The following is a 23,069-nucleotide window of genomic DNA, read 5'->3' on the forward strand; positions in this document are numbered from 1 at the left end:
CCCTTCCTGTAATAAAAATCATAAGAAGTATATTTTGTGTGCTGCTGTTAATGATCGTTAATTGAATTGTCCTCTTCAGCTTTCCTTATAGTTTTTTTCAGGTAACGTTTTCGAATAAGAATACCAAGAAGAAAGTCAATCAGAAAATGCATAACAATCGTAACAAGCAAATTATTGGTTATATGATAAATATAACCTATTAAAAAGCTTAATGTAATAATATTTACAAACAAAAACCAATTAAAAAGATATCGATAATGAACAAGCGCAAAAATAAGACTGGAAATAGCAAGGCCGAAATGGGTCTGAATGACTCCCCTGAATAGAAGTTCTTCACTAAACGCCACCACAGCCGCAATAAAAGCAATATGGATAAAACTGCGATTCTGAAAGATTTTCTCATTTAATCCTCCATCATCATACAGCACTTCAGGGAGAACCTTCATCAACACGATATCAATCAGGACAACTGCAGCTCCTGCCGCCGCTCCAATTACAAAAATGTTTATATCATTGAATTCAAAAAGAGCTTGGAACTCCCCAAAACTATTAAACAATATAATACTTAGTATCAAAGAAATGGATAAAATAAGCACCTGAGTAAGATAAAGATGGAATAATAGTTCCTTGTCAGTCAATTCCTTAATAATGTCCGCGTATCTTTTCCTCATTTTGGTTCACTCACTTGGAATCAGGAGGTATTCCAGATGATTTTTCCAATCATACAGCGGGCTTTCCTGATTATCTGAATTTGTATTCCTTAAGAAATTTTCCAATTGCAAACCGCAAATATCGCAGCAGGATGGGACTGAGGCATTTTTTTCCTCATCAAAGCAGGAAAGTATACTCTCTCTCCGGCATGTCTTCTTGTAGATCCACTTATATACTTCCTCAATGCTATCCCTTTTCAGTTTGATTCTGCCTTCATAATACTCCTTCATCTCCTGCAGAATCCTTCTGTAATCGAGTCCAGATTTGCTTTTCTTTTCAAAAAAATCATTAAAAATTCGCCACTGAACATCGGTCAAACCGGAACGCTGCTTAATTTGCTCTTCAAAAGGACCAATATTCTGGATCGCATTTGGGTTTTCTTCTATCCATTCCTTAATCCAATCAATTTGTGCTTTGTCAGGCAATTCACTTTCTGCAAGCTGTATGGGAAGCTGCTCATCACCCGGTGCATAGAGCATAATGGCTATACTTTGATTTCCATCTCTCCCTGCCCGGCCAATTTCCTGCAAATAGGATTCAATCTGAAGAGGCATATGAAAGTGTATTACATACCTGATATTATCTTTATTAATCCCCATGCCAAAGGCGCTTGTAGCACAAATAAGATCGAGCTGCCCATGAATAAACTGCTGCTGCACAAGGATACGGCTTTCCTGGTCCATTCCCCCATGGTAAGCCATCACTCTTTTGGCTCCTTTGTCCCTAAGCAGCTCAGCTGACTGTTCCGCCATTTTTTTGCTGGAAAAATAAATAATTCCAGGGCCCTGAAGGATTTCAGCAAGCTCCACAAGTCTCTCTGTTTTTTCACGGAAATTCTCTAACCTTTCTACAGATAATGCAATATTAGGACGGTCAACGGAGTATATAAATTCGCTGCAGTCCAGTATGCCAAGTGACTTTTTTATATCTGCTTTAACTTCAGCGGTAGCTGTAGCTGTTAATGCCAGAGTAACCGGGTTCCCTATAATTTTCCTGACTTCCCCCAGCTTTAAATAATCGGGTCTGAAATCATACCCCCATTGGGAAATACAATGAGCTTCATCCACAACAAATAAAGCAATGCGCAATTTCTTCAACTGTGATAGTACTGACTCATAATAAAGCATTTCGGGTGAAATAAAGATAAACTTATATTGATTCAGATGAATCAATGCCTGTTTTTTTTCTCCGCGGGTTAAAAAGGAATTGAATGCAATCACCTTTTTTTCCCCATTCATCATAAGGTGTTCAGCCTGATCCTGCATAAGGGACAGCAAAGGAGATATAATAATCACCTGACCTTCAATCATATATCCCGGCAGCTGATAACATAGGGATTTACCTGTACCTGTAGGCAGCATGGCAACAGTATTTCTCCCTGAAAGCACAGATTCAATGATCTCCTTTTGTCCAGGTCTAAAGGCAGAAAATCCAAATTTGCTCTGTAATAGCGCTTCTAATCTCATTGTCCCTCTCCAAGCTTTGCCATGACTAATCTGATTTCAAAATAATCGGATTCCGGCACCATTTGACGTATTTGCTTTAATTGCAATGAATCAGCACTGTTCGCTGCTTGAAGAATCAATTTCTGCTTCTTTTCTGAAACATAACTTGTGATATTAAAACCGCTGTCATTTAACGCTACCTCCACAACATGATCCTCAATTGTGCTTTTTTTCAAGTTTCTTGTTTTTGCGATCACATCCAAATCCAGTCCCTGTTTTAGCAGTGTATATGTTTTTTGAGCAGACAACGTTAGCTGAACTTCATTTCCTGTCCCGCTCACTAATTTATCGATAAGCGGATATTCGTCAGGATTTTCTCTTACGCTTGCAAGGATATGATGAATGGCTCCAAGGAACTGATGGTGATAATAATCATGACTGATTCCCAGCTGTTCTGAAGTCTGAACAGCAGTGAGGCCAATACGGTTATAGCCTGTCAGCCTCAATGTCAGTACAGCAGGATTAATATCACTTAGTCTTTCAAGGCACTGGCAAAGTTCCCTGTTTAGCACACTTCCTACTTCATTGCGGGCGAATCCAGATGTTCTCAAAAAGTATTTCAGCCATTCGTGAACATCTCTTTTTCTTTGAATAGGAAGGTATTTTACATTGTTATTATTTAAATGTGATATAACCTGGATTAAAAGAGTAATCCTCTCCCAAAACAGGTCACCTGCACTATGATACAGCCATCCGTTTAATGAAGACGGTATTGGACATTCTAAAAGAGACCTTTCCAGCTCTTCCTTACCATCTGAAGTCAAAATGTAATGCTTTTCATCAGTTGGAGTCATCCAGCTTTTGCTTACAATTTCTTGTGCAAGTTGATCCAGAACATCCCGGCTTAAACTTCCAAATGTTCTAAAAAGCGGGGTTAGCTGAAATAAATGAGCATCCTGAATGGTTTGGGAAGATTTTTTTCCATTGAGCAAATGTAAAATAGAATATATAGTTCTTTGTCCCTGTAATTCTTTAATACAGTACATTATTATAGTTTTTAAATAAGATCTTTCCATTTTTTTCACCTTACGGCCAAAGATTTTTTTCTTGTTTTAAGAAGCTTGTTGCCCTTCTTCCATTTTATCATGAAAGAAATCGGCAGGCCGTTTTAATTATTTATTCACAGGGTAAATTATGCCTAAACCCTTGTGTGATAAGCATTCTCAATACATTTTCTATTGAAAAGTTGAACATTCAGTTTTACAATAGATGTGAGGAATGTGTTACCATCATCTTGATGGACGATTAATTGTTTAAATCTTGGGAGGTTTTTTTCATGGCAAAGTATACAATTGTTGACAAAGAAACATGCATTGCATGTGGAGCTTGCGGCGCAGCTGCACCGGACATTTATGATTATGATGATGAAGGCATCGCTTTCGTTACCCTTGATGATAACCAGGGTATCGTTGAAATTCCTGATGTATTAGTTGATGATATGATGGATGCATTTGAAGGCTGCCCAACCGATTCAATTAAAGTAGCTGATGATGCTTTTGATGGCGATCCGCTTAAATACGAATAATCCTTCAACCATACTTTACCCTTTGTTAAGCTGCTGCTCCCTTTCATCATGAAAGGGAGTTTTTTATGTTAACATTTAACAAGATTAAATGGAGTGAATAGAAAAAGCAGCGGCACATTTGCCGCTGCTTTAAACTTATATATTATTAAGCTGCGCTTTTTATAACAGCCTGCTTCTCCACCCAAGTTCTCATGCGTGTAAAAATAAGCATGAAAACAAATGAAATGATTAAACCTTTTATAATATTGAATGGCAAAATCCCTGTCACAATCATAGTTCTCATTTCAGGTGCTGACATTGCAGGGAAGTTAAGGAAGAAAGTATATGCCGGCAGTATAACAAGGTAATTAAGCACACTCATTATGACAGCCATAACCATTGTGCCGATAACAAGTCCAAACGTCATGCCCTTTTTTGTTTTCAGCTTGCTGTACATATAGTAAGTCGGCAGGACGAACAAAATGCCTGCGGCAAAGTTTGCAATATGCCCAACAGGTACTCCTGTTGCACTCCCTGTCATGAAGTAGTCAAGAATATTCTTAATAAGTTCCACCAAAATCCCTGCTGCCGGCCCAAAAATTAACGCAGCGATTAATGCAGGAATATCACTGAAGTCAATCATCAGAAATTGCGGAAACGGCGGGATTGGAAAATTGAGAAGCATTAATACGTAAGAAATGCTGCTCAGCATTCCGATGGCAACCATGGTTTTGATATTAAGTTTTTTCATGTTCCTCTCTCCTTTTAAGGACTATCTCTCCTAAAGAAGAAAGGTTCAGCTAAGCAAATGTCTTCGCAATAAATAACCCTCAAGCTAATATAACTTGAGGGAGAGTTGCAAAGGCACGCTTAATAACGTTCAAAACCTGCATTTTTTGAACGTCTGCAGAACCTCCATCTTCTCCCATCCAGACTGTACTGTCGGCTTTGGAATCGCACCAAATCCTGCCCAAATTAACCGCAAAGGTTTCTCTTCAAAAACTCTGCTTTCAGGCTCGCGGGCTTAGAGTCAAGAATGACCCATCACCGCCGGTCGGGAATTTCACCCTGCCCCGAAGATAGACCGTATTTATTTATACAAATTAATTATACTGAAAAAAAGTTATTCTGTGAAGGGATATGTTTACCTGACAGATATAGAGAATCTCTCTAACCTAGAGCCTTACAGATTTTTATCGATATAACAAAAAAAGACGGCAATATGCCATCCTTTATATTATCCAAGCGGAAATTCCTTTCTTTCTCCTTTTGAGAATGTCATGATGGACTGATACCCCACTTCTCTTGCAAGATCAATTGCTTTTTCAAAATCTGCACCTACATGTTCAGGAAAGTGTGCATCAGACGAAAGAACAATCGGGATATTTTTATCATAGCATTTCTGAAGAAGCCGTTTGTCCGGGTATAGTTCCCCCACTGGTTTTCGCAGACCAGCCGTGCTGATTTCAACACATGTCTTGGATTCTGCCAGCGCATTGGCTGCACGATCATATTGCTCCAGCAGGAATTCTTCGTCCTGGGGAACATATTTAAAAATTTTCACGAGGTCTAAATGGCCAACAATATCAAATAAATTTGACTGAGCCAGAGTGACCACCTGATCAAAGTACTTACGATATACATCATATAAATCCCTTTTGTCCCATTCTTTCCTAAATTCAGCCAGGTCTATGCCGAAATCTCCAACCCAATGAATGGATCCAATAACATAGTCAAAAGAATAACTATTGATAAACTTCGCCATTTCACGGTGTTTGCCTGGCGTGTAGTCCATTTCAATTGACATCTTCACATCTATGTCATTGCTCCACGCTTCATGAAAAACATTCACATAGTCTTTCATATCATAAAAGCGCCTTTCGTTTACCCATGAATTCTGCAGGATGTCTGCTGTCTGATAGAAATGATATGCATGCTCTGAGATTCCAAAAGATTCAATGCCTTTCCGGGCTGCAGCATCTGTGAATTTTATTAAATAATCGAGGCTCAACGTGCCATTTTCGAGATGATTATGATAGTCTGTAAGCATTTCTCAAACTCCCCCAGTTTTTTTACCCATTATACTTTAAGGGAGTAAAGCGGTGCAATCATTTCTATTCTATTTTTTGCGAATGATTAGAATTTGTCCAATTTTTATTGTATCTGAATCAGCATTATTTAATTTTTTGATTGTTTCTGCCGTTGTATCATGCATTTTTGCTATAGAAGATAGAGTATCTCCCTGTTTAACAGTGTATTCTAAAGATTTCACGGGTTTTATCAATAGTTTTTGACCTGAAAAAATGTGATCAGGATTAATATTATTTAAATCCGCAATTTCCCCGGCCCGCAAATTATAGTGTGCAGCAATGGACCATAATGTTTCCCCTGTTTTAACTATATGGTAAGTTTCCTCGAAACCATTTTTTATTTTCCCTGACTCAAAATTAGATGGCCGTGCTGAAACTTCACGCGCATTTTCAACTTTCATCACTGCATTTACAGCTTGTCCAACTTCTCCCATCCCAAATGCAACAGAAGGGTCAACTGCATTTATTTTATCAGCTGTCCATGCCTGCGTATGTATTTCAAAATGGAGATGCACCCCTGAGGAGTCACCCGTGCTTCCCATCAGTCCGATTTTCTGTCCCAGCCCAACACTTTCTCCTTCAGCAGAAAAGCGTTTATCCAGATGGGCGTATACTGTTTCAGTTTGATTGTTATGTTTAATGAATATCACATTTCCATATGTTTGGGAATAATAAGACCTGGACACAATTCCTGCGTCAACAGCATAAACTGGAGACCCGGAATCTCCAGCTATATCAATGCCTTTATGCTGTCCTTCTCTTGTCCCAAACGTGTCTGTAATTACACCATCTGCAGGCCATACCCAATGCTCTGTCAGTTCCGGAATTTTTGGCTCGGCAGCTTTAGAATGCTTCCCTCCCAGAAATAACAGACTCACACAAAGAGCCATTATTCCTGCGATAAAGAAACGTCTTATGTAATCCTTCATTCTTTTCCTCCTATGTTGTCAGCTGAAATATCCGTACGAGTGCCTTTCAGTGACCGCACTCTCTTTCACCCTATGACAGCTTGTACTCTTTTAGAACAATTAATAATAAAGCTCTTAAAAGCACAGTTATTAGTATACTTCCAGCAGCATAGTTTTTATGCAGACCTGAGGGATTTTTATCCCTGAAAAAAGAAAAGGCAGCCACATGGGCCGCCTCTCTAATTTGGCAAATCTCGTTTATTCGCTGCTATTGGTACTTTTAATTCTTCTGTAAGGTCAAACTTGCCTATTTTATCAACATCTGCATTTTCCAATTTAACCGTGTCAAAATCAAAGTCTTTTGCCGTCAGAAGTATTGCTTCAATCGCATGAAGTGTTGATTCATCATCAATTATTTCTGATTCATTATTAAAACGGATTAAGAGTTTGCCATCCTGTATTTCTTCTGTTTCAAAATCAATGTCTTCTGGTATGGATGCCTGTAAATTATTTTCAGTCCGGTTTTGCTTCATAGCTGTTAGAGCATCTTTTATAGAGTTGAGCTGCTCTCTTAGAGGGACCAGGAATGGTGTTGAATCTGCGCCATTTGGATATAAGAAATAATAAATTAAGTTACCATTGCTATTTTCCGGGATAAATTCCTCTCTATATCCGTAATGGCTAAATTCAATGCCGATTTCCCCTTCAGTCATGAGGTTAATCTTTTCAATATCAAGATTATTCATTATATTGGACAAGACCTTCTCTAAAAGTAATTCTGTCGTGGAAGACATACTATATGGATGATCCGCTGGCACATCAACAGTTAACATTTTATTTCCCTGATCATAGGTGAAATTTGCTTTCAGAGGATAGTAATCCTCTAAACCCCATTCATCTTCGGTCAGCCTGCCCATTGTGTCTTCAAATAATTCAAATTTCGTCCTGGCAGGATTTTCATCAACTAAAACACTGACGGGTACAATATTTTGTGCAGCCTGATCTGGAATCGCATAAGTCAGTACCTCTTTCCCTGCCAAATCTTCTTCATAAACGGCAGTAGGGCTAGATTCTGATGCAACCGTCTTCTGGCTTATCTCCTCATCATTTACTTCCGCTTCCGCTTCCGGCTCAGCGGATAGCTCTGCCTGGTCCTGTTCTTCTGAGCCTTTCTCTTGAGCAATTAATTCAGAGTCTTCCTCTTTTGCTTCCAGAAAAGTGTTATTTTCACTTGTTATTTGTTCAGATGAGGTTGATTGGTCCGCTTTCGATTCGACCTGCTTATCGGCAGACTCCTGCCAGCTCATAAGGTTTGGGACGAGAATAAAAAGCAGGAGCAATGCAGCAGCCGCTGCGATAGATGGCAGGATCCATGTTTTGTTTTTTTGCTTTCCCATCTTAATTTCGATGGTTTGATAAATGTCTCTCGGATCACGATCATCTTTAATTTTAGGCAACTGTCTCAGCAATTCCTGAAGCTGCTCATCGCTCCACTTTGATTCCTTCATTATCCATTCCCTCCTTTACCTTAAAATCTTCCATATGTTTCTTAAGCACCTTTAAGGCACGATGCTGGGTTGTTTTAACCTTGCTTTCGGACCAGCCAAGTGCATCAGCTGTTTCATTAATGCTGAGTTCATGTATATATCTCATAATTATGACAAGCCTCTGGTCAATGGTGCATAAATCCAGACAGCGGTAGATCAGCTGAATTTCTTCTCTTTGCAGGGCAATTTCTTCCGGCAAGGGAAGTTCATCCTTTACCTCCTGAGTTGACCAGTCAAATTTCTCCATAATCCTTTGCTTCCAGCCCTTTTGCTTGCGAAAGGAATCTATGGCAACATTCCGCGCAATGGAAAAGAGCCATGTTTTTTCGCTGCTTTTCCCTTCAAACTTTTCATATGATTTTAATACTCTTATATAGACTTCCTGGACTAAATCCTCAGCCAGTTCCTTGTTTTTGACCATATAAAATAGAAATTGAAAAACGTCATGATGGTATTTTTTATAAAGATCATCAAAAACGGAGTCCATGGATTCCCCTCCCCGTTCAATAAAATAGTCGTTCTCTCTCTAAAAAAAGTTACAGTTTAACTATATTATTATTTTGCAGAAAAGCGCAAGAGCCTGTTTGGGTGCAGGATTACTCCCTTGCCTTCAAAAACGCCCGGCCTGTTGATTAGAACTATATTTCAAAAAAAAGGGAAGGAAACTTTATGCATCTCCTTCCCTAAGCCTATGACAAATTGTTTCCCGTGTATCAAGAACAATCGCCACATTTCTCGCCTTTATCCTTCATTTCGAGGGATAAAGATTGAAAATGTCGTACCGTGTCCGGTCTTGCTTTGAACGGTAATATGTCCTTTATGAGCTTCAATTATATTTTTTGCAATTGCAAGGCCAAGGCCAGTTCCAGATCGGCCTCTCGTTCTTGCTTTGTCCGCTTTATAAAAGCGTTCAAATACAAACGGCAGGTCTTCTTCAGGAATCCCTGAGCCAGAATCTCTCACTTCGATAAACAGTCCCCGTTCATCACTTCTCTCGAGCACTTTTACCTCTCCATTCTGAGGGGTATGCCGGATGGCATTATCAATCAGATTAGTCATAACCTGTTCAATTCTGTCCGGATCAATTTGAATAGGAACACCCTTGCTTTGCAGATCATGTTCCAGACTAATTTCCTTCTCTTTTGCCAGCCCCTGGAACTTCCTGATAATTCTTTGCAGATAGGAATTCACTTCAGTTTCTTCCATTGTCAGCTGAATATGTCCGGCTTCCATTCTGGCAAGGTCCAGCAATTCATTCACAAGCCGGCCCATTCTCAGGGATTCATCATAAATGACACTTGCCATCTCTTTTTTCTCTTCGTCCGTTCCGGCAATATCATCGACAATCGCTTCACTATATCCCTGCATCATAGAAATCGGCGTCCTTAATTCATGAGAAACATTCGCTATAAAATCGTTCCGGAGCTTATCAAGCTTACGCTCTTCCGTCATGTCCCTGATAACCGCAACCGCTCCTCTTATATATTTATTATTATAAAGAGGGCTTACGATTATCACCCAGGAACGTCCTTGTATAGAGATTTCTCCGATCTGCTCCTTCTCGGTATTAACAGCAAGCTGGAAAAGCTCCATGACTTTGGATGGCACTTCCTCTGTATTATTCTCAATGTCATCCAGTTCATAAAACCAGCTTTGCAAAAACCGCTCTGCAGGAGGATTTGTGATGAGGATCGTGCCATCCCGGTTGAAGGTGATTACCCCATCAGCCATCCCGCTTAGAATGCTTGCCAGCTGTTCTTTTTCCTGGCTTAGAGCATTCATATTGAATTTCAGCTGTCTGCCCATTTGATTAAAAGCCATGGCTAATTCGCCAACCTCATCATTAGTCAGGATCGGAACCTTTGTGTCGAATTTACCTCTTGCTACCTCAAAGGCAGCTTCTTTCATTTTTCTGAGCGGAGCATTAATTCTTGTCGATAAGAAAAATGCAAAGATGGTTGTTAGGATAATGGCAACTCCTGCAGCCAGCAAAATAAATTTAGTCGTTGAACGCAGTGTTTCATGCATGACTTCAATGGATTGATAGATAAAGACGGCCCCATTGCTGCTGTCCCCTTCAAGAGGGACCCCAATTATAAGAATCTTGCTGTCATCATCTGCGGCTACATCTGTGTACTCAGGATTAACGGATGTTACTTTTTTTACAGTCTTATCTTCCGTGAGGACTTCTTTTAAATCATCTTCCTCGGTGAGGTAGGAGATAGGGAGTTTTAATGAACCTGTATGATTTGGAGAATAGTAGTACTCTTTCGGCGAGTTAATAATGACTACTTTTGTAACATCGTCGACAAGTTCCCAGGAGATCTCCAAACCAACTTCACGCTTATGCTCTTTTAAAATTCTGGTTATTTTATGGGCTGTATTTGATAATCCTTTCTCTGTTTCATTTATATGGTAATTTTCAAAAAACTCAAGCAGCATGACTGTTAAAATCAGCAGTACAAAGGAAACTAACAAAAGAATTGTGCCCCAAAGCTTACCTGCAACACTCCTAAAGAGCATCATTCATTAATAACCTCGAACTTGTAGCCCACTCCCCAAACAGTGACAATCATTCTGGCAGCCTGCTCAGAAACTTTATTTAATTTTTCACGCAAGCGCTTCACATGTGTATCGACAGTTCTTAAATCTCCGAAAAATTCATAGTGCCAAACTTCCTTAAGCAGCTGCTCCCTGTCAAAAACCTTATCCGGTGCCTTTGCCAGGAAATAGAGAAGTTCATATTCCTTTGGCGTTAAACTGACTTCTTTTCCATCAGCCAACACTTTGTGAGCGTCATTATCAATCGTTAGATGAGGAAAAACAATTACATCCTTTGCTGTTGTTTCTGTTTGAAGGTAGGTAGTTTTAGAAGACCTGCGCAATAATGCCTTCACTCGCAGCACAACTTCCCTCGGGCTGAAAGGCTTTACAATATAATCATCTGTGCCCACTTCAAATCCCTGTACGCGGTTAACTTCTTCCCCTTTGGCTGTCAGCATGATCACAGGAGTAGCTTTTTTCTCTCTCAGCTCTCTGCAGACTTCAATGCCGTCTTTGCCGGGCATCATTAAATCCAAAAGGATGACATCGTAATCATTTGCGAGAGCCTTTGACAAAGCCTGGTTTCCATTTTCCGCTTCATCAATCGAATAATTTTCACGCTCAAGGTACATCTTTAATAAACGGCGGATTCTTTCTTCATCATCCACTAGTAGAATTTTCACTTGGTTTTCCATTTTTCAAATCCCCCTAACGTTCAATAGAAATGGCTCTTCTCAAAAATCTATTTTAGCTAAAGAATTCTGCCCGTTGATTTCCGCTGCAGGCACTTAGCGACACACGGGGCTGCCTGGATTCTCCGACGCTTAGCGTCTGCGGGGTCTCCCCTGGTACGCTACTCCCGTAGGACGTTGAATGAGCTTCCTCGAAAGAACACCGCACGAAGAAAATGCGGATGCATATTCGAGGATCTCTCACCTTCCGCTCCAATCAAATCGCGGTGACACATAGTAAATATAGAGCAGAAAATCACAGAAGAATTATAGCTTTAATTAAAGCCTTCACTGTTGTGAAGTGAAGGCTTGTATGATTAATATCAGAATTATTATCTTTGAATTTTGAGAACTGTCTAACTCCAGCGCCTACCCCCTCGAGGTCACAAGCTTGTCTTGTTTCGGCTCCTAGGGACTCGGGGTCATAAGGCGTTTCCTTTCAGAAGGAAGAACGCCTTCTTACAGGAACCGTCTTATGCCTGAGGCCCGCAGGATGCGGGTCATGCAGACGTTGCCACAGGACGTGGCGATCTTAGTCTGCGTACGTTGATAGGGCAGTCGCCTCCACATTTCGAGTAATCCTCCCAAAAAGGCAAAGGACGCCTTTCCGGGAGGCCCGTCTTGTGCTTGTCGGGGGTGAGCAAGGCGGCTTCCGCTTTTCTTGTTATGATCCGGCGTAGGAGTGCAATCCTGCAATGACCAGGTTTACCGCAACCAGATTAAACATGATAATGATAAATCCGATTACTGCAAGCCACGCAGACTTTTCACCATGCCAGCCCTTTGAAAGGCGAAGGTGAAGATAGGCAGCATAAAATAGGAAGGTAATAAGTGCCCATACTTCCTTTGGATCCCATCCCCAGAAACGAGTCCAGGCAATTTGTGCCCATATCATGGCAAATATCAACGCTCCGAGCGTAAATACCGGAAATCCGATTAATACTGAACGGTAGCCGATCTCATCAACCAAATCCAGATTAATATTTTTAGCAAGCGGCTGAAGCGCAGCTCCAACTCTTTTTCGGAGAATCAATCTTAATGCAAGATATAAAATGATACCTGAAGCCAATGACCATATAACTGTATTTAATTTTTTTGCATTAATAATTGCAGGCATTTCCGCCAGCGGTTCAAATTTCCCTTCCGTAATCAGCTTTCCTTCGTTAGGACCTGTTAAAGCGGGCATATGATACTCAAGAACATCTTCCTGTCCGTTTTTATCAACCCAGTTAAATTCGGCCTTGTAGCCGGAAGCTGAAAAGCTTGAGCTTATAATAATAAAGCCAAGTGTACAAACCAAGCCAAACATAACGGCTTCTAGCCAGAATCTCTGTTTGCTTTGCTTAGATTGATCGACTGATTTAACCAAATAGATAATTCCTGCAGCAAAGCTGACAGCTAAAATAGCCTGTCCAACTGCTGCAGTTGTAACGTGAATATGAAGCCAATCACTCTGCAGAGCCGGGATCAGGGGTGAAACTTCCCGCGGAAACATACTTGCATAAGCGATCATAAGCAAAGCAACAGGAAGCGTAAAGACTCCTAAAATAGGTGTTTTATAAATTAAGTAAATCACTATAAAAGCACCTACAAGCGACATTCCAAAGAATGTTGTAAATTCAAATAAATTGCTGACAGGCGCATGCCCGGCTGCAATCCATCTCGTAATAAAGTAGCCCAACTGTGCAGCAAACCCGATAATGGTAATCCATAATCCGATTGCCGCCCATTTGTTTGGCCCTTTGTTTGTATTTTTCTTATCCTTTATGGAGCCAGCAAAAAAGACAGTAGCAATTAAATAGAGGATAAAAGCTGTGTATAGTAAATTGCTGCTTATTGTAACCACTCAGATTCCTCCTTAGCCTTTCTTTTCACTTTGATTTTGCAGCTGGTCTTCCGGCACCTTAATTCCGGTTCCGTCCAATGCTGCCTCTATTTCCCTTTTAAGTCCATGCCAGTTTTTGTTAGTGTGTCCGGCTACCCATACTTCTCCATTGACACGGCGCAGCCAGATTCTTCGATGGTTCCAATAAGACCCCTGTGCAACACCTATCATGAAAATAACACCGCCCAATGCAATAATCCATAGGGTTAAATCTTTTCGGACAGTCAGAGCCGATACATTTTTAGTATCTATGCCTTTAAATGCCATCTTATATTCATTATCACCAAAAGGTTCAATTGTCTGTCTGATTGCAACGAAGCTAATTTCGCCATCTGGCTTATCCGGAGTATACATTTTAAAAACAAAGGCAGGATTATTAGGAACTCTGGACTTTGTTATCGGTTCCCCATTTTCATCAAATTCAAAATCAGGAAAATAGCTGACAACTTCAGCTTTATAGCCATTTCCAAGATCATATACATCCTGAGGATCGTTCAGGTCGACTGTTAAATCACCATATTCTTCACCCGTTTTTTTATTGGTCAGGGCAAAGGACATTTTGTTAAGCTCATTAAGCTTGTAATCTACTTGGTATAATGCAAATTTTTCAAACTTCAGAGGGTTATTTACCTTAATTTCAAAATCCTTAACTTTCTCGAGATCAGCCTCTTCCCCTGCAACTGTATCTCCCTGTTTTTTATAAAGAGTCACATTGGACTGATAATTTTTTGCTACCATTCCTGCTTTATCGATCGCTTCTTCAAACACTTCTTTATCTTTCTCTTTATCGTACATTTCAAGGATGAAGCCATCATTTTTAAGGTAGTATTCTCCATTGGTTTCAGGAATGACCTTTGTCTCGCCTTCCCGGATCCAGAGTATTTTGTCAACGTACATGCCTGGTACAAAACGCAGCATTCCGCCGATTAAAAATATGATAAGCCCTACATGGTTAACGTATGGGCCCCATCTTGAAAAACGTCCCTTCTCGGCAAGGATGTTTCCATCCTCTTCTCTGATGCTGTATTTCTTTGATTTTAATTTTTCTTTTGCCATAGTAAATGCCTGATCAGTGTCTTCTGCCTGTGAAACCCCAAAAACCCGCTGGCGCTGGAGATAGCTTTCATGACGGCTTACCCTCTGTTTTTTTAGAGCCCTGTACAAAGGGATTACCCTATCCAGACTGCATATTACAAGCGATATGCCGATTGAGGCAATCAAAATCAAATACCACCATGAGCTGTAAAGGTTATGGAATCCTAAATCATAGTATAATTTGCCTATCCATCCATATTGATCTTCGTAATATTCTTCAGCAGGCATGATCGGCGGAATATACATTTCCTGAGGGAGAATCGTTCCTAGGGCTGAAGCAATCAGCGTTATGACAATCAGCCAGACTCCAACCTTTACAGACGAGAAGAAATTCCATATTTTATCAATTATGGTTTTGTTATAGGTTTGCGAACGGCGTGCACTACCTTCATACCGCATATCCAGAAGTTTCTTATCTTTTTCTTTTTCTTCCAATACCTTGCCGCATGACTCACATAGTATCGTTCCTATGGGATTTACATGGCCGCAGTCGCATTTTACTTCTTTCATATATAAAACTCCCCGTAACTTATGGTTTAATCTGTTCCATATAGTTCTTGATTGTATCTTCAGTCAACTCTCCTGTAATATACTTGACTACCTTCCCGTCTTTATCGATAAGGAAAGTTGCAGGAAGAGGATTAATCCCGTAAGCTGATTGAACCTGGGTATTCTTATCAATGACAATCGGGAAAGATAAATCGTAACGCTCAGAAAATTTATTAACTGCCAAATCTGTTTCTCCTACATTGACAGCCAAAACCTGAACACCCTCATCTTTAAATTGCTTGTATTGGTTGTTCATATATGGCATTTCTTTCTCACAGGGCTTGCACCATGTTCCCCAAAAGTTCAGGAAAACACCCTGGCCTTCATAATCTGATAACCGGTGTTTATTTCCATCCATGTCTGTCAAAACGAAATCAGGTGCCTTTTCTCCTACAGCAACCTTTTGAATCTTGTCTTTCGTAAAATTAGCGTATAGCGTATATGCCACGGCAGCACCAAGGACAAGCAATATGACTGTTCTCATTACCAGACGCTGCTTCTTCATAAAAAACTTCCCTCCTAAGGCATCCTTTTCAGATCAAAAATCGTACCTTTAATACGTTAATATGTAACATATGGAAAAAGAATTTAGCCTCATAGCTGTTTACTATTATAGCATTTTTCATCATACCTATATTGTTAACAAATTATCGTAACTGTGACACTTCTATGAATTTTTATTGTGCTCACTATTTCTTCTTCATAGCAAGTGCCCGCAGCTGTTTAACTTCATGGGCAGTAAGTTCTCTCGCATCTCCCGCTGATAAACCCTGCAAAGTAAGATAGCCGTATCTCTCCCTCTTCAGTTTCAGAACAGGATGGCCAATGGCTTCAAACATCCTTCTAACCTGGCGATTTCGTCCTTCATGGATGCTGATTTCCACAATGGCTGTCTGTTTTTTCTTATCCATTGATAAAAGTTTGGTTTTAGCAGGCGCTGTTTTTCCATCTTCGAGGACCACTCCTCTTTGAAGGCTTCTCATGCTTTCTTTTGAAGGGATGCCTTTTATCTTGGCAACGTAGACTTTTTCAATCTCATTGCTTGGGTGCATTAAAAGATTTGCAAATTCCCCGTCATTGGTAAGAATGAGAATTCCGGATGTATCGTAATCCAATCTGCCAACAGGGTAAATTCTTTGTTTGATTCCTTCAAAGAAATCCGTGACGACTTTTCTGCCTTTATCATCGGAAACGGCAGAAATTACTCCTCTTGGCTTATAGAGAAGGAAATAAACGGGCTCCTCTCTCTCAACTGGAATTCCATCCACTTCAATCCGATCTGAAGGAGAGACCTTAACTCCCAGTTCCTTCACTGTTTTTCCATTAACCTTTACACGGCCTTCAGCCATTAGCTCTTCCGCTTTTCTTCGCGAAGCAAACCCAGCATGGGCAATAACCTTCTGCAATCTTTCCATATATGTCACCTCAAAGTTTTATTAACAGTATTTCATACTTTTTCACTCCTACTGAATTATGACATAATTCGTCAAGTTTTCAAAGCAAACCATAGTTAAAACAGCTTGCATCAGAAATAGTCTGTAATTACTGAATGTTGGAATTTAGATAAAAATAAAAAAAGACACCTAATTAGGTATCTTTTAATTAATAGGATGTTTTGTTTTTAAACTGATATCCGCTGATTTCCGCTGCGGCTAGTGAATCCGCAGAGAGGAACGATAGCCTCCTCACGCCGGACATTGGATTTTCTTCTGTGAATTTACACCGCACGAAGAAAATACGAATGCATTTTCGAGGATCAAGTGCTCTCCAGTCCAATCAGCCCGATGGTTAAACTTCGTTTGCAGTTAAATAGCAACAACCTGACTCATCGTTAAGACCCTATATTAAACGCCTTTTATTTTCCATTCTGTTTTACATATTTCCAAAAACAAGTGTTACAATCACTATGGAGGCAATGATGCCTGCCAAATCGGCTAAGAGTCCGACTTTGAGGGCATCTCCCATTTTTTTGATTCCTACCGCCCCAAAGTAGACCGTCAGTACATAAAAAGTTGTATCTGTACTGCCCTGAAGCACTGAGGCAAGTCTGCCTATGAACGAGTCGGGACCATGGACAGCGATTAAATCACTGGTCATTCCCAGAGCTGCAGTACCAGAGATCGGACGGATAATAGCCAGGGGCACGATATCAGGAGGTACTCCAAGGGCATCTAGTCCGGGCCTGATCAGATCCATAAAATACTCCAGAGCGCCGGAAGCCCTGAAGACCGATATGGCTACAAGCATGCCGACAAGAAACGGAATGATGGATACAGCAATTTTTATGCCTTCTTTTCCGCCTTCAGTAAAGCTTTCATAGGTAGGAACTTTCTTAAATGTTCCATATATTAATATAAATCCTATTAAAATAGGAATTAACCAAAGGGAAACAGCTGACACAATCTCCATCCTAACCTCATCCTTTACGCGTTCTTCGATAATAGAAATAACGGTCAATCATTATTGCGGCCAATGTTGAACAGAATGTAGCCACTAAAGTGGGACCTACAATATCAGTTGGCGAGGCGGAATTATAATTCATCCGTATTGCAATCACGGTTGTAGGAATTAAAGTAAGACTTGAAGTATTGATGGCCAGAAAGGTAATCATAGAGCGGCTCGCTTCATTTTTGCCCCCATTCAATTGCTTCAGCTCTTCCATAGCTTTTATACCGAGCGGGGTAGCTGCGTTTCCAAGACCGAACATATTGGCCATCATGTTTGACAGCATATATCCCATCGCCGGGTGATCACCCGGCACCTCTGGAAATAGCCTTTTCACAAGAGGCCGGAATAAGGAAGCAAGCTTCTTCAGCAATCCGGCATCCTCTGCAATTCTCATCATTCCCAGCCAAAAAACGAGTATGCTGATTAGACCGATACATAACGTGACCGCTTCTTTTGCACCATTGAAAATGGCTTCGTTCACTTCGTTTATGGTGCCATTTATCATGGCAAAGACAATGCCTATAGCGGTAAGCATTACCCAAATGATATTAACCATTGATCTTCACTCCCGCAATGGAGGTAAAAAGACCCTTAAAGTATTCTAAAAGCGATTTATCTTCTTTTGCTTTATCATGCTTGTAATATAAAGGAAGTTTTTTAACAGGCTGATCTTCAAAATACACTGTTGCCTGTCCTATGACTTCAGGCATTGTCCGGCTGTCTTTCCACTCTGTTTCAGGTTTCTGCAGCTCTATATTAATCTTAAACTTGTCTTTTTCCTCTTTTAAAACAGGGTAGTGGTAGGGATGCTTTAAATAAACTTTGCCTTTATAATATTCTTCATCAATATCATCTATAATTCCCTCGGGCAGGACTTCCACAATTTCATAGGTTTTAAAAGCTGTCTCATACATATTAATATGGTCATTCCAGTCATCGGGTCCGTTTAAGGTTACTGCAATCAGATTAAGGCTGCCTTTGGATGCTGTTGTAACAAGAGTTCTTTTTGCCCTTTTTGTATATCCTGTTTTTCCCCCGGTGCAATACTCATATAATTCAGTCAGGAGCCTATTTTTATTTTTCCACACCCTGTCCCAGCTTTCATTCGGATTTGGTGCTCTGTGCACCTTTGTACCAGCAATCTTTTGGTATGTCTCATTATTCATTGCATACCTGGTCAGCAAAGCCATATCATACGCTGTCGAATAATGGTCTTCATGATCATCCAGACCATGGGGATTTGCGAAATGTGTGTTCTTCATGCCAATCTCTTCAGCTTTCTTATTCATTAAAAAGCCGAATCCTTCAAGACTTCCGCCAACATGCTCTGCGATTGCAACAGCAGAGTCATTGCCTGAACGAAGCATGAGTCCATAGACCAGATCTTCAAGCTTAATTTTTTCGCCTGCCTTTAGATAAATCGAGGAGCCTTCCGCTCTGACAGCACGCTCACTTACTTTAACCATGTCGTCCATTTTTCCGGACTCTATAGCCAGAATTGCTGTCATTATTTTTGTAATACTTGCTATTCTCCTCACTTCATTTGCATCTTTCTGGTAAAGGATACGGCCAGAATCCTGCTCCATTAATATGGCACTCCGGGCACTTACTGAAACAGACGCTTCTGCCTTCTGAGGAATATTCATCACCATCAACGCGGTGGCCAAAACCATGGCCATCAGCCTTCTAAACCATTTCATTGCACAAAACCCCGTCTCCTTTGTGGAATGTCAAATTGAGCGAAATACAGGATCCCCCCGCAGAGAGGAGCTCCATGTTTTTCATTTATTTGTACAAGTTTATGCAGGACAAGTAGTGATATGACTATTAAGTTTGACTTGTCAGGCGGCTTTGGAAAAGGCTTGTCCATCAAAAATGAGGGGAATACTCTTGGTACTCCCCTTTTTCTTATTTCTTCTCCTATTTAGAACGGCTTCCATTTTAACTCAGATGCTTTTAAATACCTGTCTTCTACATCCTTCCAGTTGACAACATTCCACCAACTTTTCACATAATCTCCACGATTATTTTTATATTGCAGATAATATGCATGTTCCCATACATCTAAAACCAGCAATGGGATCGTATCCCACTGGGTTAAGAGCATATGTCTTTCCGACTGAAGTATTTCGAGTCTGCGCGCTCTTGGCGACCAGACCAGTATTGCCCAGCCTACGCCCTCTACCTGTTTGGCTGCTTCAGTGAAATGGTTTTTGAACCTCTCAAAGCTCCCAAAGTATTTGTTAATTTCTTTGAGGAGTGCCCCAGAAGGTTTTCCTCCGCCCTCAGGGCTCATATTATTCCAGAATATCGTATGCAAATAATGGCCCGATCCATGAAAGGCGAGTTCACGGGACCAGTGTTTTACGAGACTGTAGTCATTATTGTCTCTCGCATTTTGAAGCATCACTTCTGCTTTATTCAATCCATCCACATAAGATTGATGATGCTTATCATGATGCAGTCTCATAATTTCACCTGAGATATGCGGTTCAAGTGCACTGTAATCATAAGGGAGCGGAGGCAAAAAGTGCTTACCCGCAGAAATGTACGGTTCATTGATATAGATATTTCCAAGCTGCTGTCTATTAGTAAAATAATTCTCCATATCGGAATGAAGAGTATCTACGTGTTCCTGCAGCTTTTCCAGGGCTTCAATATCGAGGGGACCGTTTATTCCATCCATAATTTCGGTAAAATGATCCAGCCTTTGCCACAGTTCATCGTTTTGTTCAACATCCTCCGAGTCTAAGAAATCTCTTAGCTCTTTGTTCCATTTTGTAACTTCCTTGATGTAATCTTCCATTTTACTCATACAATCCCTCACTCACTTCTTTTTATAGCTCACTTTCTATTTGTATGAGTGGAAGTTTGTACGTTTTCCAAAGAAAATTGGAAACCTGCATATAAAGTGAAACTTCAATCTTTTACTGCCCGCTAGACTGCAGTAAACCCGCCCACAAAAAAAAGAACAGCCGCCTGCTGTTCTTCAACATTCCTATTTTGATTGAATCATTTTTGTCCGGTAGTCGGTTTCGTAATATTCAAGTTCCTCCCGAATCCGCTGGAACTCTCCTTCCAGCTGCCTGAACATTGTTTTTAGGCTGTCAGGAACTTCCTCGTGGAATTGGATTGAGTTTTTTCCAGTATATGCTGAACGGCTATTCTCAAACCAGGCATCATTTTTCGGAGAGAAAAACTCTTCAATGCACTGATGGTAAATCCGATATAATGTCTTTTCGGCAGCCCCCTTTTGGAAGGGTTCACTTTTTAAAATGATCGTGCAGGTATCAAGCCCTTCTTCACAATAAACCAGGAGTTTTCTGACATGTGAAAGAATGCTTTTATAATAATTCACATTTCCCTGCTTTTCTGTTTCAAGATCTTTAATCGTTGTATTATTTAAGAAATCTTCAAAAGCGGCAACGCTATTACCGAGGAAATTTTTCACATCTTCCATTTGTGATTTAACGATTGAATTCCCCATCCATTACACCCCCGTATTTATACACTGGCTATTACTGCGGTTGAACAATAAAATCTAAAGGTGATCGCAGGTCAAAGGATTTTTTATTCTCCAGCGCTTCAAAAATGGATGGAAGCTTGGAAAAGTCCAGATCCTGAAAATAGGATGCAAAATCAGCCTTTGAGTTAAGATAAATTCGTTTGCGATGCCTAAAACCCGGGTTCTTTAATAAACATGAAAGAGCAACAAGATCCTTGAACTGCACCTCTCTCGAACCAGCAATGAAGACCGGGTCCTGTTCATAGGGTGTGAACTCATTCATGGATTCATCAAAGAAACGGACATATAAAACATGAAAAGTTTTCTCCTGCCCATCTTCTTCGAACACAATCTCGCTTCTGTTAAAAAAGTCTTCCGAAGTGTTCGGCTTTTCTTTTTCAAGCTCGTATCCAATGCAATGTTTAATCAGCAAGCAAAACCCTCCTATTTCCCCCGACGGTTTTAAGATGATATGTATGACAGCTGTTTTAAAAGGAAAGGGAAAAATATAAATCTATTTTACCACACTTCCTATGTAATGTGTCAGAAAACTCAAGAATCTAGCTCCTGGAACTTCTCAAAGAATAAATCTGCCTCTTCCTGGAAGGAATCCTCTTCTTCACTAACCTTATCGAGGAGCGGCGGAAGCTCTTCTATGCTTTTAAGGCCAAAATAATCAAGGAATTCTTTAGTCGTTCCATACAGGTAGGCCCGCCCTGTTCCTTCTGCCCGTCCAACTTCTTTAATCAGTACTTTTGCCGATAATGTCTGAAGAGGCCTCTCTGTCTTGACTCCCCTTATCTCTTCAATCTCTGTCCTTGTAATAGGCTGTCTGTAAGCAATGATTGCCAATGTCTCGAGTGCCGCCTGAGATAAGGAAGCGGACGATGGAGATTCTACCAGCTTTTTTAAATACGCAGAAAACTCTTTTTTCGTAACCAGCTGAAAAGTCCCTGCCAGTTCAACCACCATAATTCCGCGGCTGCTATTGCTGTAGTCTTCAATAAGGCTGTCCATGATTTCACGGGCCTGAAGTTCTTCCACCTCCAGAACATGGGCAATTTGCTTTAGGGATAAGCCTTCATCACCGGCTGCAAACAGAAGGCTTTCAGCAATTCCTTTCCAATTAATAATCTCCATACTATTTGTCTCCTTCCATGGACGCTACAAAGATATCCGAGAAGTTTCTGTCCTGCTCGACCTGTATTTCTTTGCGCTTGATTAACTCCAGCACCGCCAAGAAAGTAACCACTATATGTTCTCTGTCTGATATTGGAAAAAGGTCGGTGAATTTTTTCCTCCCCTTAAAATTCCTTAATTGGTCCACAATTTCAGACATCCGCTTCTCTATGGGAATCTCCTGACGGGCAACTTTCGCAGAAAGCGGCCTTTGCAGTTTCTTCCTTCTTAATAACTTTTGCAGAGCACCAAGCATATCATAAAGACTTACATTCAAATCAGCTTTTTCCTGCTGAGAATCATTCACATATTCTGAAAGGTCTGCAGGCGGCTTTGTATACATTAAACTTCTATCCTGTTCGCGCTCCTTAAGCTCTTCTGCAGCTTCCTTATATTTACGGTATTCAATCAGCCGTTCTACAAGTTCATCTCTTGGATCTTCCTCCATTTCCATTCCAAATTCATCCTCCAGCTCTTCCTCTTCATGCTTTGGCAGGAGCATTTTGCTTTTAATAGCCAGCAGTGTAGCTGCCATCACAAGATATTCGCTTGCTACGTCAAGCTGGAGCTCTTTCATTGTATGTATATAAATGAGGTATTGCTCGGTTATTTCTGATACAGGAATGTCATAGATATCGATTTCCAGCCGATTGATAAGATGAAGAAGGAGATCCAGCGGCCCCTCGAACGCATCTATTTTTACGTTATAATGATCATATTGCATAAATACCCACCAAATTTTCCTAATATTGATTCCGTTAAACGCCAAAAGACTATATCTAGTATAGATTATTCATTAATGTTATCCAATAGAAAAATAACCCTGATGTCCGGAATGCCCCCAATTTCATTTTCAAATTTTTTTGAT

Annotated in this window: 23 protein-coding genes and 1 riboswitch; of the genes, 1 reads left to right on the forward strand and 22 read right to left on the reverse strand. The window is 40.4% G+C overall.

Features of this window, described 5'->3' with window-relative positions; genetic code table 11:
• Window positions 1–47: 47 nt before the first annotated feature.
• The 3 genes from A361_RS19650 to A361_RS19660 are packed head-to-tail and all read right to left on the reverse strand — an operon-like array spanning window position 48 to window position 3,202.
• The gene (locus A361_RS19650) at window positions 48–671 is read right to left on the reverse strand and encodes a CPBP family intramembrane glutamic endopeptidase (protein WP_019380368.1); all 624 of its coding nucleotides are present in this window, start codon (window positions 669–671) and stop codon (window positions 48–50) included.
• Window positions 672–677: 6 nt separating this feature from the next.
• Window positions 678–2,177: a RecQ family ATP-dependent DNA helicase gene (locus tag A361_RS19655; RefSeq protein ID WP_019380367.1), complete on the reverse strand. Its 1,500-nt coding sequence runs from the start codon at window positions 2,175–2,177 to the stop codon at window positions 678–680.
• The gene (locus A361_RS19660) at window positions 2,174–3,202 is read right to left on the reverse strand and encodes a helix-turn-helix domain-containing protein (protein WP_236887915.1); all 1,029 of its coding nucleotides are present in this window, start codon (window positions 3,200–3,202) and stop codon (window positions 2,174–2,176) included. The genes A361_RS19655 and A361_RS19660 overlap by 4 nt, the downstream gene beginning before the upstream one ends.
• Before the next feature lie 290 nt (window positions 3,203–3,492).
• On the opposite strand from A361_RS19660, the gene A361_RS19665 reads away from it, so the two are divergent.
• Entirely contained in the window at window positions 3,493–3,741 is a 249-nt protein-coding gene (locus A361_RS19665) for a ferredoxin (protein ID WP_009332793.1), read from the forward strand.
• Window positions 3,742–3,886: 145 nt separating this feature from the next.
• Here the strand turns inward: A361_RS19665 and A361_RS19670 are convergent, their stop codons facing one another.
• The 19 genes from A361_RS19670 to A361_RS19760 all read right to left on the reverse strand — a co-directional run bounded on the left by A361_RS19670 (window position 3,887) and on the right by A361_RS19760 (window position 22,925).
• Window positions 3,887–4,471, reverse strand: a complete 585-nt coding sequence (locus A361_RS19670) for an ECF transporter S component (RefSeq protein ID WP_009332794.1) — start codon at window positions 4,469–4,471, stop codon at window positions 3,887–3,889.
• Window positions 4,472–4,633: 162 nt separating this feature from the next.
• A riboswitch (FMN riboswitch) is annotated at window positions 4,634–4,805 on the reverse strand.
• 152 nt (window positions 4,806–4,957) lie between these two features.
• Window positions 4,958–5,770 carry a histidinol-phosphatase gene (locus A361_RS19675; protein WP_019380365.1) on the reverse strand — a complete coding sequence of 271 codons (813 nt, stop codon included), beginning with the start codon at window positions 5,768–5,770 and terminating at the stop codon, window positions 4,958–4,960.
• Window positions 5,771–5,839: 69 nt separating this feature from the next.
• Complete coding sequence (locus A361_RS19680; RefSeq protein WP_019380364.1) at window positions 5,840–6,739, reverse strand: LysM peptidoglycan-binding domain-containing protein; 900 nt, start codon at window positions 6,737–6,739, stop codon at window positions 5,840–5,842.
• A 218-nt stretch (window positions 6,740–6,957) separates the two neighbouring features.
• Window positions 6,958–8,226, reverse strand: coding sequence for a hypothetical protein (locus A361_RS19685; protein WP_019380362.1), 1,269 nt, complete (start codon window positions 8,224–8,226; stop codon window positions 6,958–6,960).
• Entirely contained in the window at window positions 8,201–8,752 is a 552-nt protein-coding gene (gene sigX, locus A361_RS19690; protein WP_019380361.1) for an RNA polymerase sigma factor SigX, read from the reverse strand. The genes A361_RS19685 and sigX overlap by 26 nt, the downstream gene beginning before the upstream one ends.
• A 254-nt stretch (window positions 8,753–9,006) precedes the next feature.
• A complete protein-coding gene (locus A361_RS19695; RefSeq protein ID WP_019380360.1) occupies window positions 9,007–10,791 on the reverse strand; it encodes an ATP-binding protein in 1,785 nt (594 codons plus the stop codon).
• Entirely contained in the window at window positions 10,788–11,504 is a 717-nt protein-coding gene (locus A361_RS19700) for a response regulator transcription factor (RefSeq protein ID WP_019380359.1), read from the reverse strand. The genes A361_RS19695 and A361_RS19700 overlap by 4 nt, the downstream gene beginning before the upstream one ends.
• Before the next feature lie 700 nt (window positions 11,505–12,204).
• Entirely contained in the window at window positions 12,205–13,386 is a 1,182-nt protein-coding gene (gene ccsB / locus A361_RS19705) for a c-type cytochrome biogenesis protein CcsB (protein ID WP_009332802.1), read from the reverse strand.
• Between the two features lie 12 nt (window positions 13,387–13,398).
• A complete protein-coding gene (resB, locus tag A361_RS19710; protein ID WP_019380358.1) occupies window positions 13,399–15,030 on the reverse strand; it encodes a cytochrome c biogenesis protein ResB in 1,632 nt (543 codons plus the stop codon).
• A gap of 19 nt (window positions 15,031–15,049) precedes the next feature.
• On the reverse strand, window positions 15,050–15,574 hold the full coding sequence (resA, locus tag A361_RS19715) for a thiol-disulfide oxidoreductase ResA (protein WP_019380357.1): 525 nt from the start codon (window positions 15,572–15,574) through the stop codon (window positions 15,050–15,052).
• 184 nt (window positions 15,575–15,758) lie between these two features.
• Window positions 15,759–16,484: a 23S rRNA pseudouridine(2605) synthase RluB gene (rluB, locus tag A361_RS19720; RefSeq protein WP_019380356.1), complete on the reverse strand. Its 726-nt coding sequence runs from the start codon at window positions 16,482–16,484 to the stop codon at window positions 15,759–15,761.
• 457 nt (window positions 16,485–16,941) lie between these two features.
• Window positions 16,942–17,478 (reverse strand): spore maturation protein, encoded by a 537-nt coding sequence (locus A361_RS19725; protein ID WP_009332806.1) that lies wholly within the window; start codon window positions 17,476–17,478, stop codon window positions 16,942–16,944.
• Between the two features lie 7 nt (window positions 17,479–17,485).
• A complete protein-coding gene (locus A361_RS19730; protein ID WP_019380355.1) occupies window positions 17,486–18,073 on the reverse strand; it encodes a nucleoside recognition domain-containing protein in 588 nt (195 codons plus the stop codon).
• Window positions 18,066–19,217, reverse strand: a complete 1,152-nt coding sequence (locus A361_RS19735) for a D-alanyl-D-alanine carboxypeptidase family protein (protein ID WP_019380354.1) — start codon at window positions 19,215–19,217, stop codon at window positions 18,066–18,068. Before A361_RS19735 ends, A361_RS19730 begins: the two co-directional genes overlap by 8 nt.
• A 224-nt stretch (window positions 19,218–19,441) precedes the next feature.
• On the reverse strand, window positions 19,442–20,332 hold the full coding sequence (locus A361_RS19740) for a superoxide dismutase (protein WP_019380352.1): 891 nt from the start codon (window positions 20,330–20,332) through the stop codon (window positions 19,442–19,444).
• 183 nt (window positions 20,333–20,515) lie between these two features.
• Entirely contained in the window at window positions 20,516–21,004 is a 489-nt protein-coding gene (locus A361_RS19745) for a YpuI family protein (RefSeq protein WP_009332810.1), read from the reverse strand.
• Window positions 21,005–21,035: 31 nt separating this feature from the next.
• Window positions 21,036–21,455 (reverse strand): hypothetical protein, encoded by a 420-nt coding sequence (locus A361_RS19750; protein ID WP_019380351.1) that lies wholly within the window; start codon window positions 21,453–21,455, stop codon window positions 21,036–21,038.
• Window positions 21,456–21,574: 119 nt separating this feature from the next.
• Window positions 21,575–22,162, reverse strand: coding sequence for an SMC-Scp complex subunit ScpB (gene scpB / locus A361_RS19755; protein WP_019380350.1), 588 nt, complete (start codon window positions 22,160–22,162; stop codon window positions 21,575–21,577).
• 1 nt (window position 22,163) lies between these two features.
• Complete coding sequence (locus A361_RS19760) at window positions 22,164–22,925, reverse strand: segregation/condensation protein A (RefSeq protein WP_009332813.1); 762 nt, start codon at window positions 22,923–22,925, stop codon at window positions 22,164–22,166.
• Window positions 22,926–23,069: the final 144 nt, after the last annotated feature.

This window comes from Cytobacillus oceanisediminis 2691 (genome assembly GCF_000294775.2).
Taxonomy (GTDB): Bacteria; Bacillota; Bacilli; order Bacillales; family Cytobacillaceae; genus Cytobacillus; species Cytobacillus pseudoceanisediminis.

What these genes read in the sequence shown, in the direction of transcription:
- A361_RS19650 (WP_019380368.1), bottom strand. Translation starts at nt 671, where the DNA reads ATGAGGAAAAGATACGCGGACATTATTAAGGAATTGACTGACAAGGAA.
- A361_RS19655 (WP_019380367.1), bottom strand. Translation starts at nt 2,177, where the DNA reads ATGAGATTAGAAGCGCTATTACAGAGCAAATTTGGATTTTCTGCCTTT.
- A361_RS19660 (WP_236887915.1), bottom strand. Translation starts at nt 3,202, where the DNA reads ATGTACTGTATTAAAGAATTACAGGGACAAAGAACTATATATTCTATT.
- A361_RS19665 (WP_009332793.1), top strand. Translation starts at nt 3,493, where the DNA reads ATGGCAAAGTATACAATTGTTGACAAAGAAACATGCATTGCATGTGGA.
- A361_RS19670 (WP_009332794.1), bottom strand. Translation starts at nt 4,471, where the DNA reads ATGAAAAAACTTAATATCAAAACCATGGTTGCCATCGGAATGCTGAGC.
- A361_RS19675 (WP_019380365.1), bottom strand. Translation starts at nt 5,770, where the DNA reads ATGCTTACAGACTATCATAATCATCTCGAAAATGGCACGTTGAGCCTC.
- A361_RS19680 (WP_019380364.1), bottom strand. Translation starts at nt 6,739, where the DNA reads ATGAAGGATTACATAAGACGTTTCTTTATCGCAGGAATAATGGCTCTT.
- A361_RS19685 (WP_019380362.1), bottom strand. Translation starts at nt 8,226, where the DNA reads ATGAAGGAATCAAAGTGGAGCGATGAGCAGCTTCAGGAATTGCTGAGA.
- sigX (WP_019380361.1), bottom strand. Translation starts at nt 8,752, where the DNA reads ATGGACTCCGTTTTTGATGATCTTTATAAAAAATACCATCATGACGTT.
- A361_RS19695 (WP_019380360.1), bottom strand. Translation starts at nt 10,791, where the DNA reads ATGATGCTCTTTAGGAGTGTTGCAGGTAAGCTTTGGGGCACAATTCTT.
- A361_RS19700 (WP_019380359.1), bottom strand. Translation starts at nt 11,504, where the DNA reads ATGGAAAACCAAGTGAAAATTCTACTAGTGGATGATGAAGAAAGAATC.
- resB (WP_019380358.1), bottom strand. Translation starts at nt 15,030, where the DNA reads ATGAAAGAAGTAAAATGCGACTGCGGCCATGTAAATCCCATAGGAACG.
- resA (WP_019380357.1), bottom strand. Translation starts at nt 15,574, where the DNA reads ATGAAGAAGCAGCGTCTGGTAATGAGAACAGTCATATTGCTTGTCCTT.
- rluB (WP_019380356.1), bottom strand. Translation starts at nt 16,484, where the DNA reads ATGGAAAGATTGCAGAAGGTTATTGCCCATGCTGGGTTTGCTTCGCGA.
- A361_RS19725 (WP_009332806.1), bottom strand. Translation starts at nt 17,478, where the DNA reads ATGGAGATTGTGTCAGCTGTTTCCCTTTGGTTAATTCCTATTTTAATA.
- A361_RS19730 (WP_019380355.1), bottom strand. Translation starts at nt 18,073, where the DNA reads ATGGTTAATATCATTTGGGTAATGCTTACCGCTATAGGCATTGTCTTT.
- A361_RS19735 (WP_019380354.1), bottom strand. Translation starts at nt 19,217, where the DNA reads ATGAAATGGTTTAGAAGGCTGATGGCCATGGTTTTGGCCACCGCGTTG.
- A361_RS19740 (WP_019380352.1), bottom strand. Translation starts at nt 20,332, where the DNA reads ATGAGTAAAATGGAAGATTACATCAAGGAAGTTACAAAATGGAACAAA.
- A361_RS19745 (WP_009332810.1), bottom strand. Translation starts at nt 21,004, where the DNA reads ATGGGGAATTCAATCGTTAAATCACAAATGGAAGATGTGAAAAATTTC.
- scpB (WP_019380350.1), bottom strand. Translation starts at nt 22,162, where the DNA reads ATGGAGATTATTAATTGGAAAGGAATTGCTGAAAGCCTTCTGTTTGCA.
- A361_RS19760 (WP_009332813.1), bottom strand. Translation starts at nt 22,925, where the DNA reads ATGCAATATGATCATTATAACGTAAAAATAGATGCGTTCGAGGGGCCG.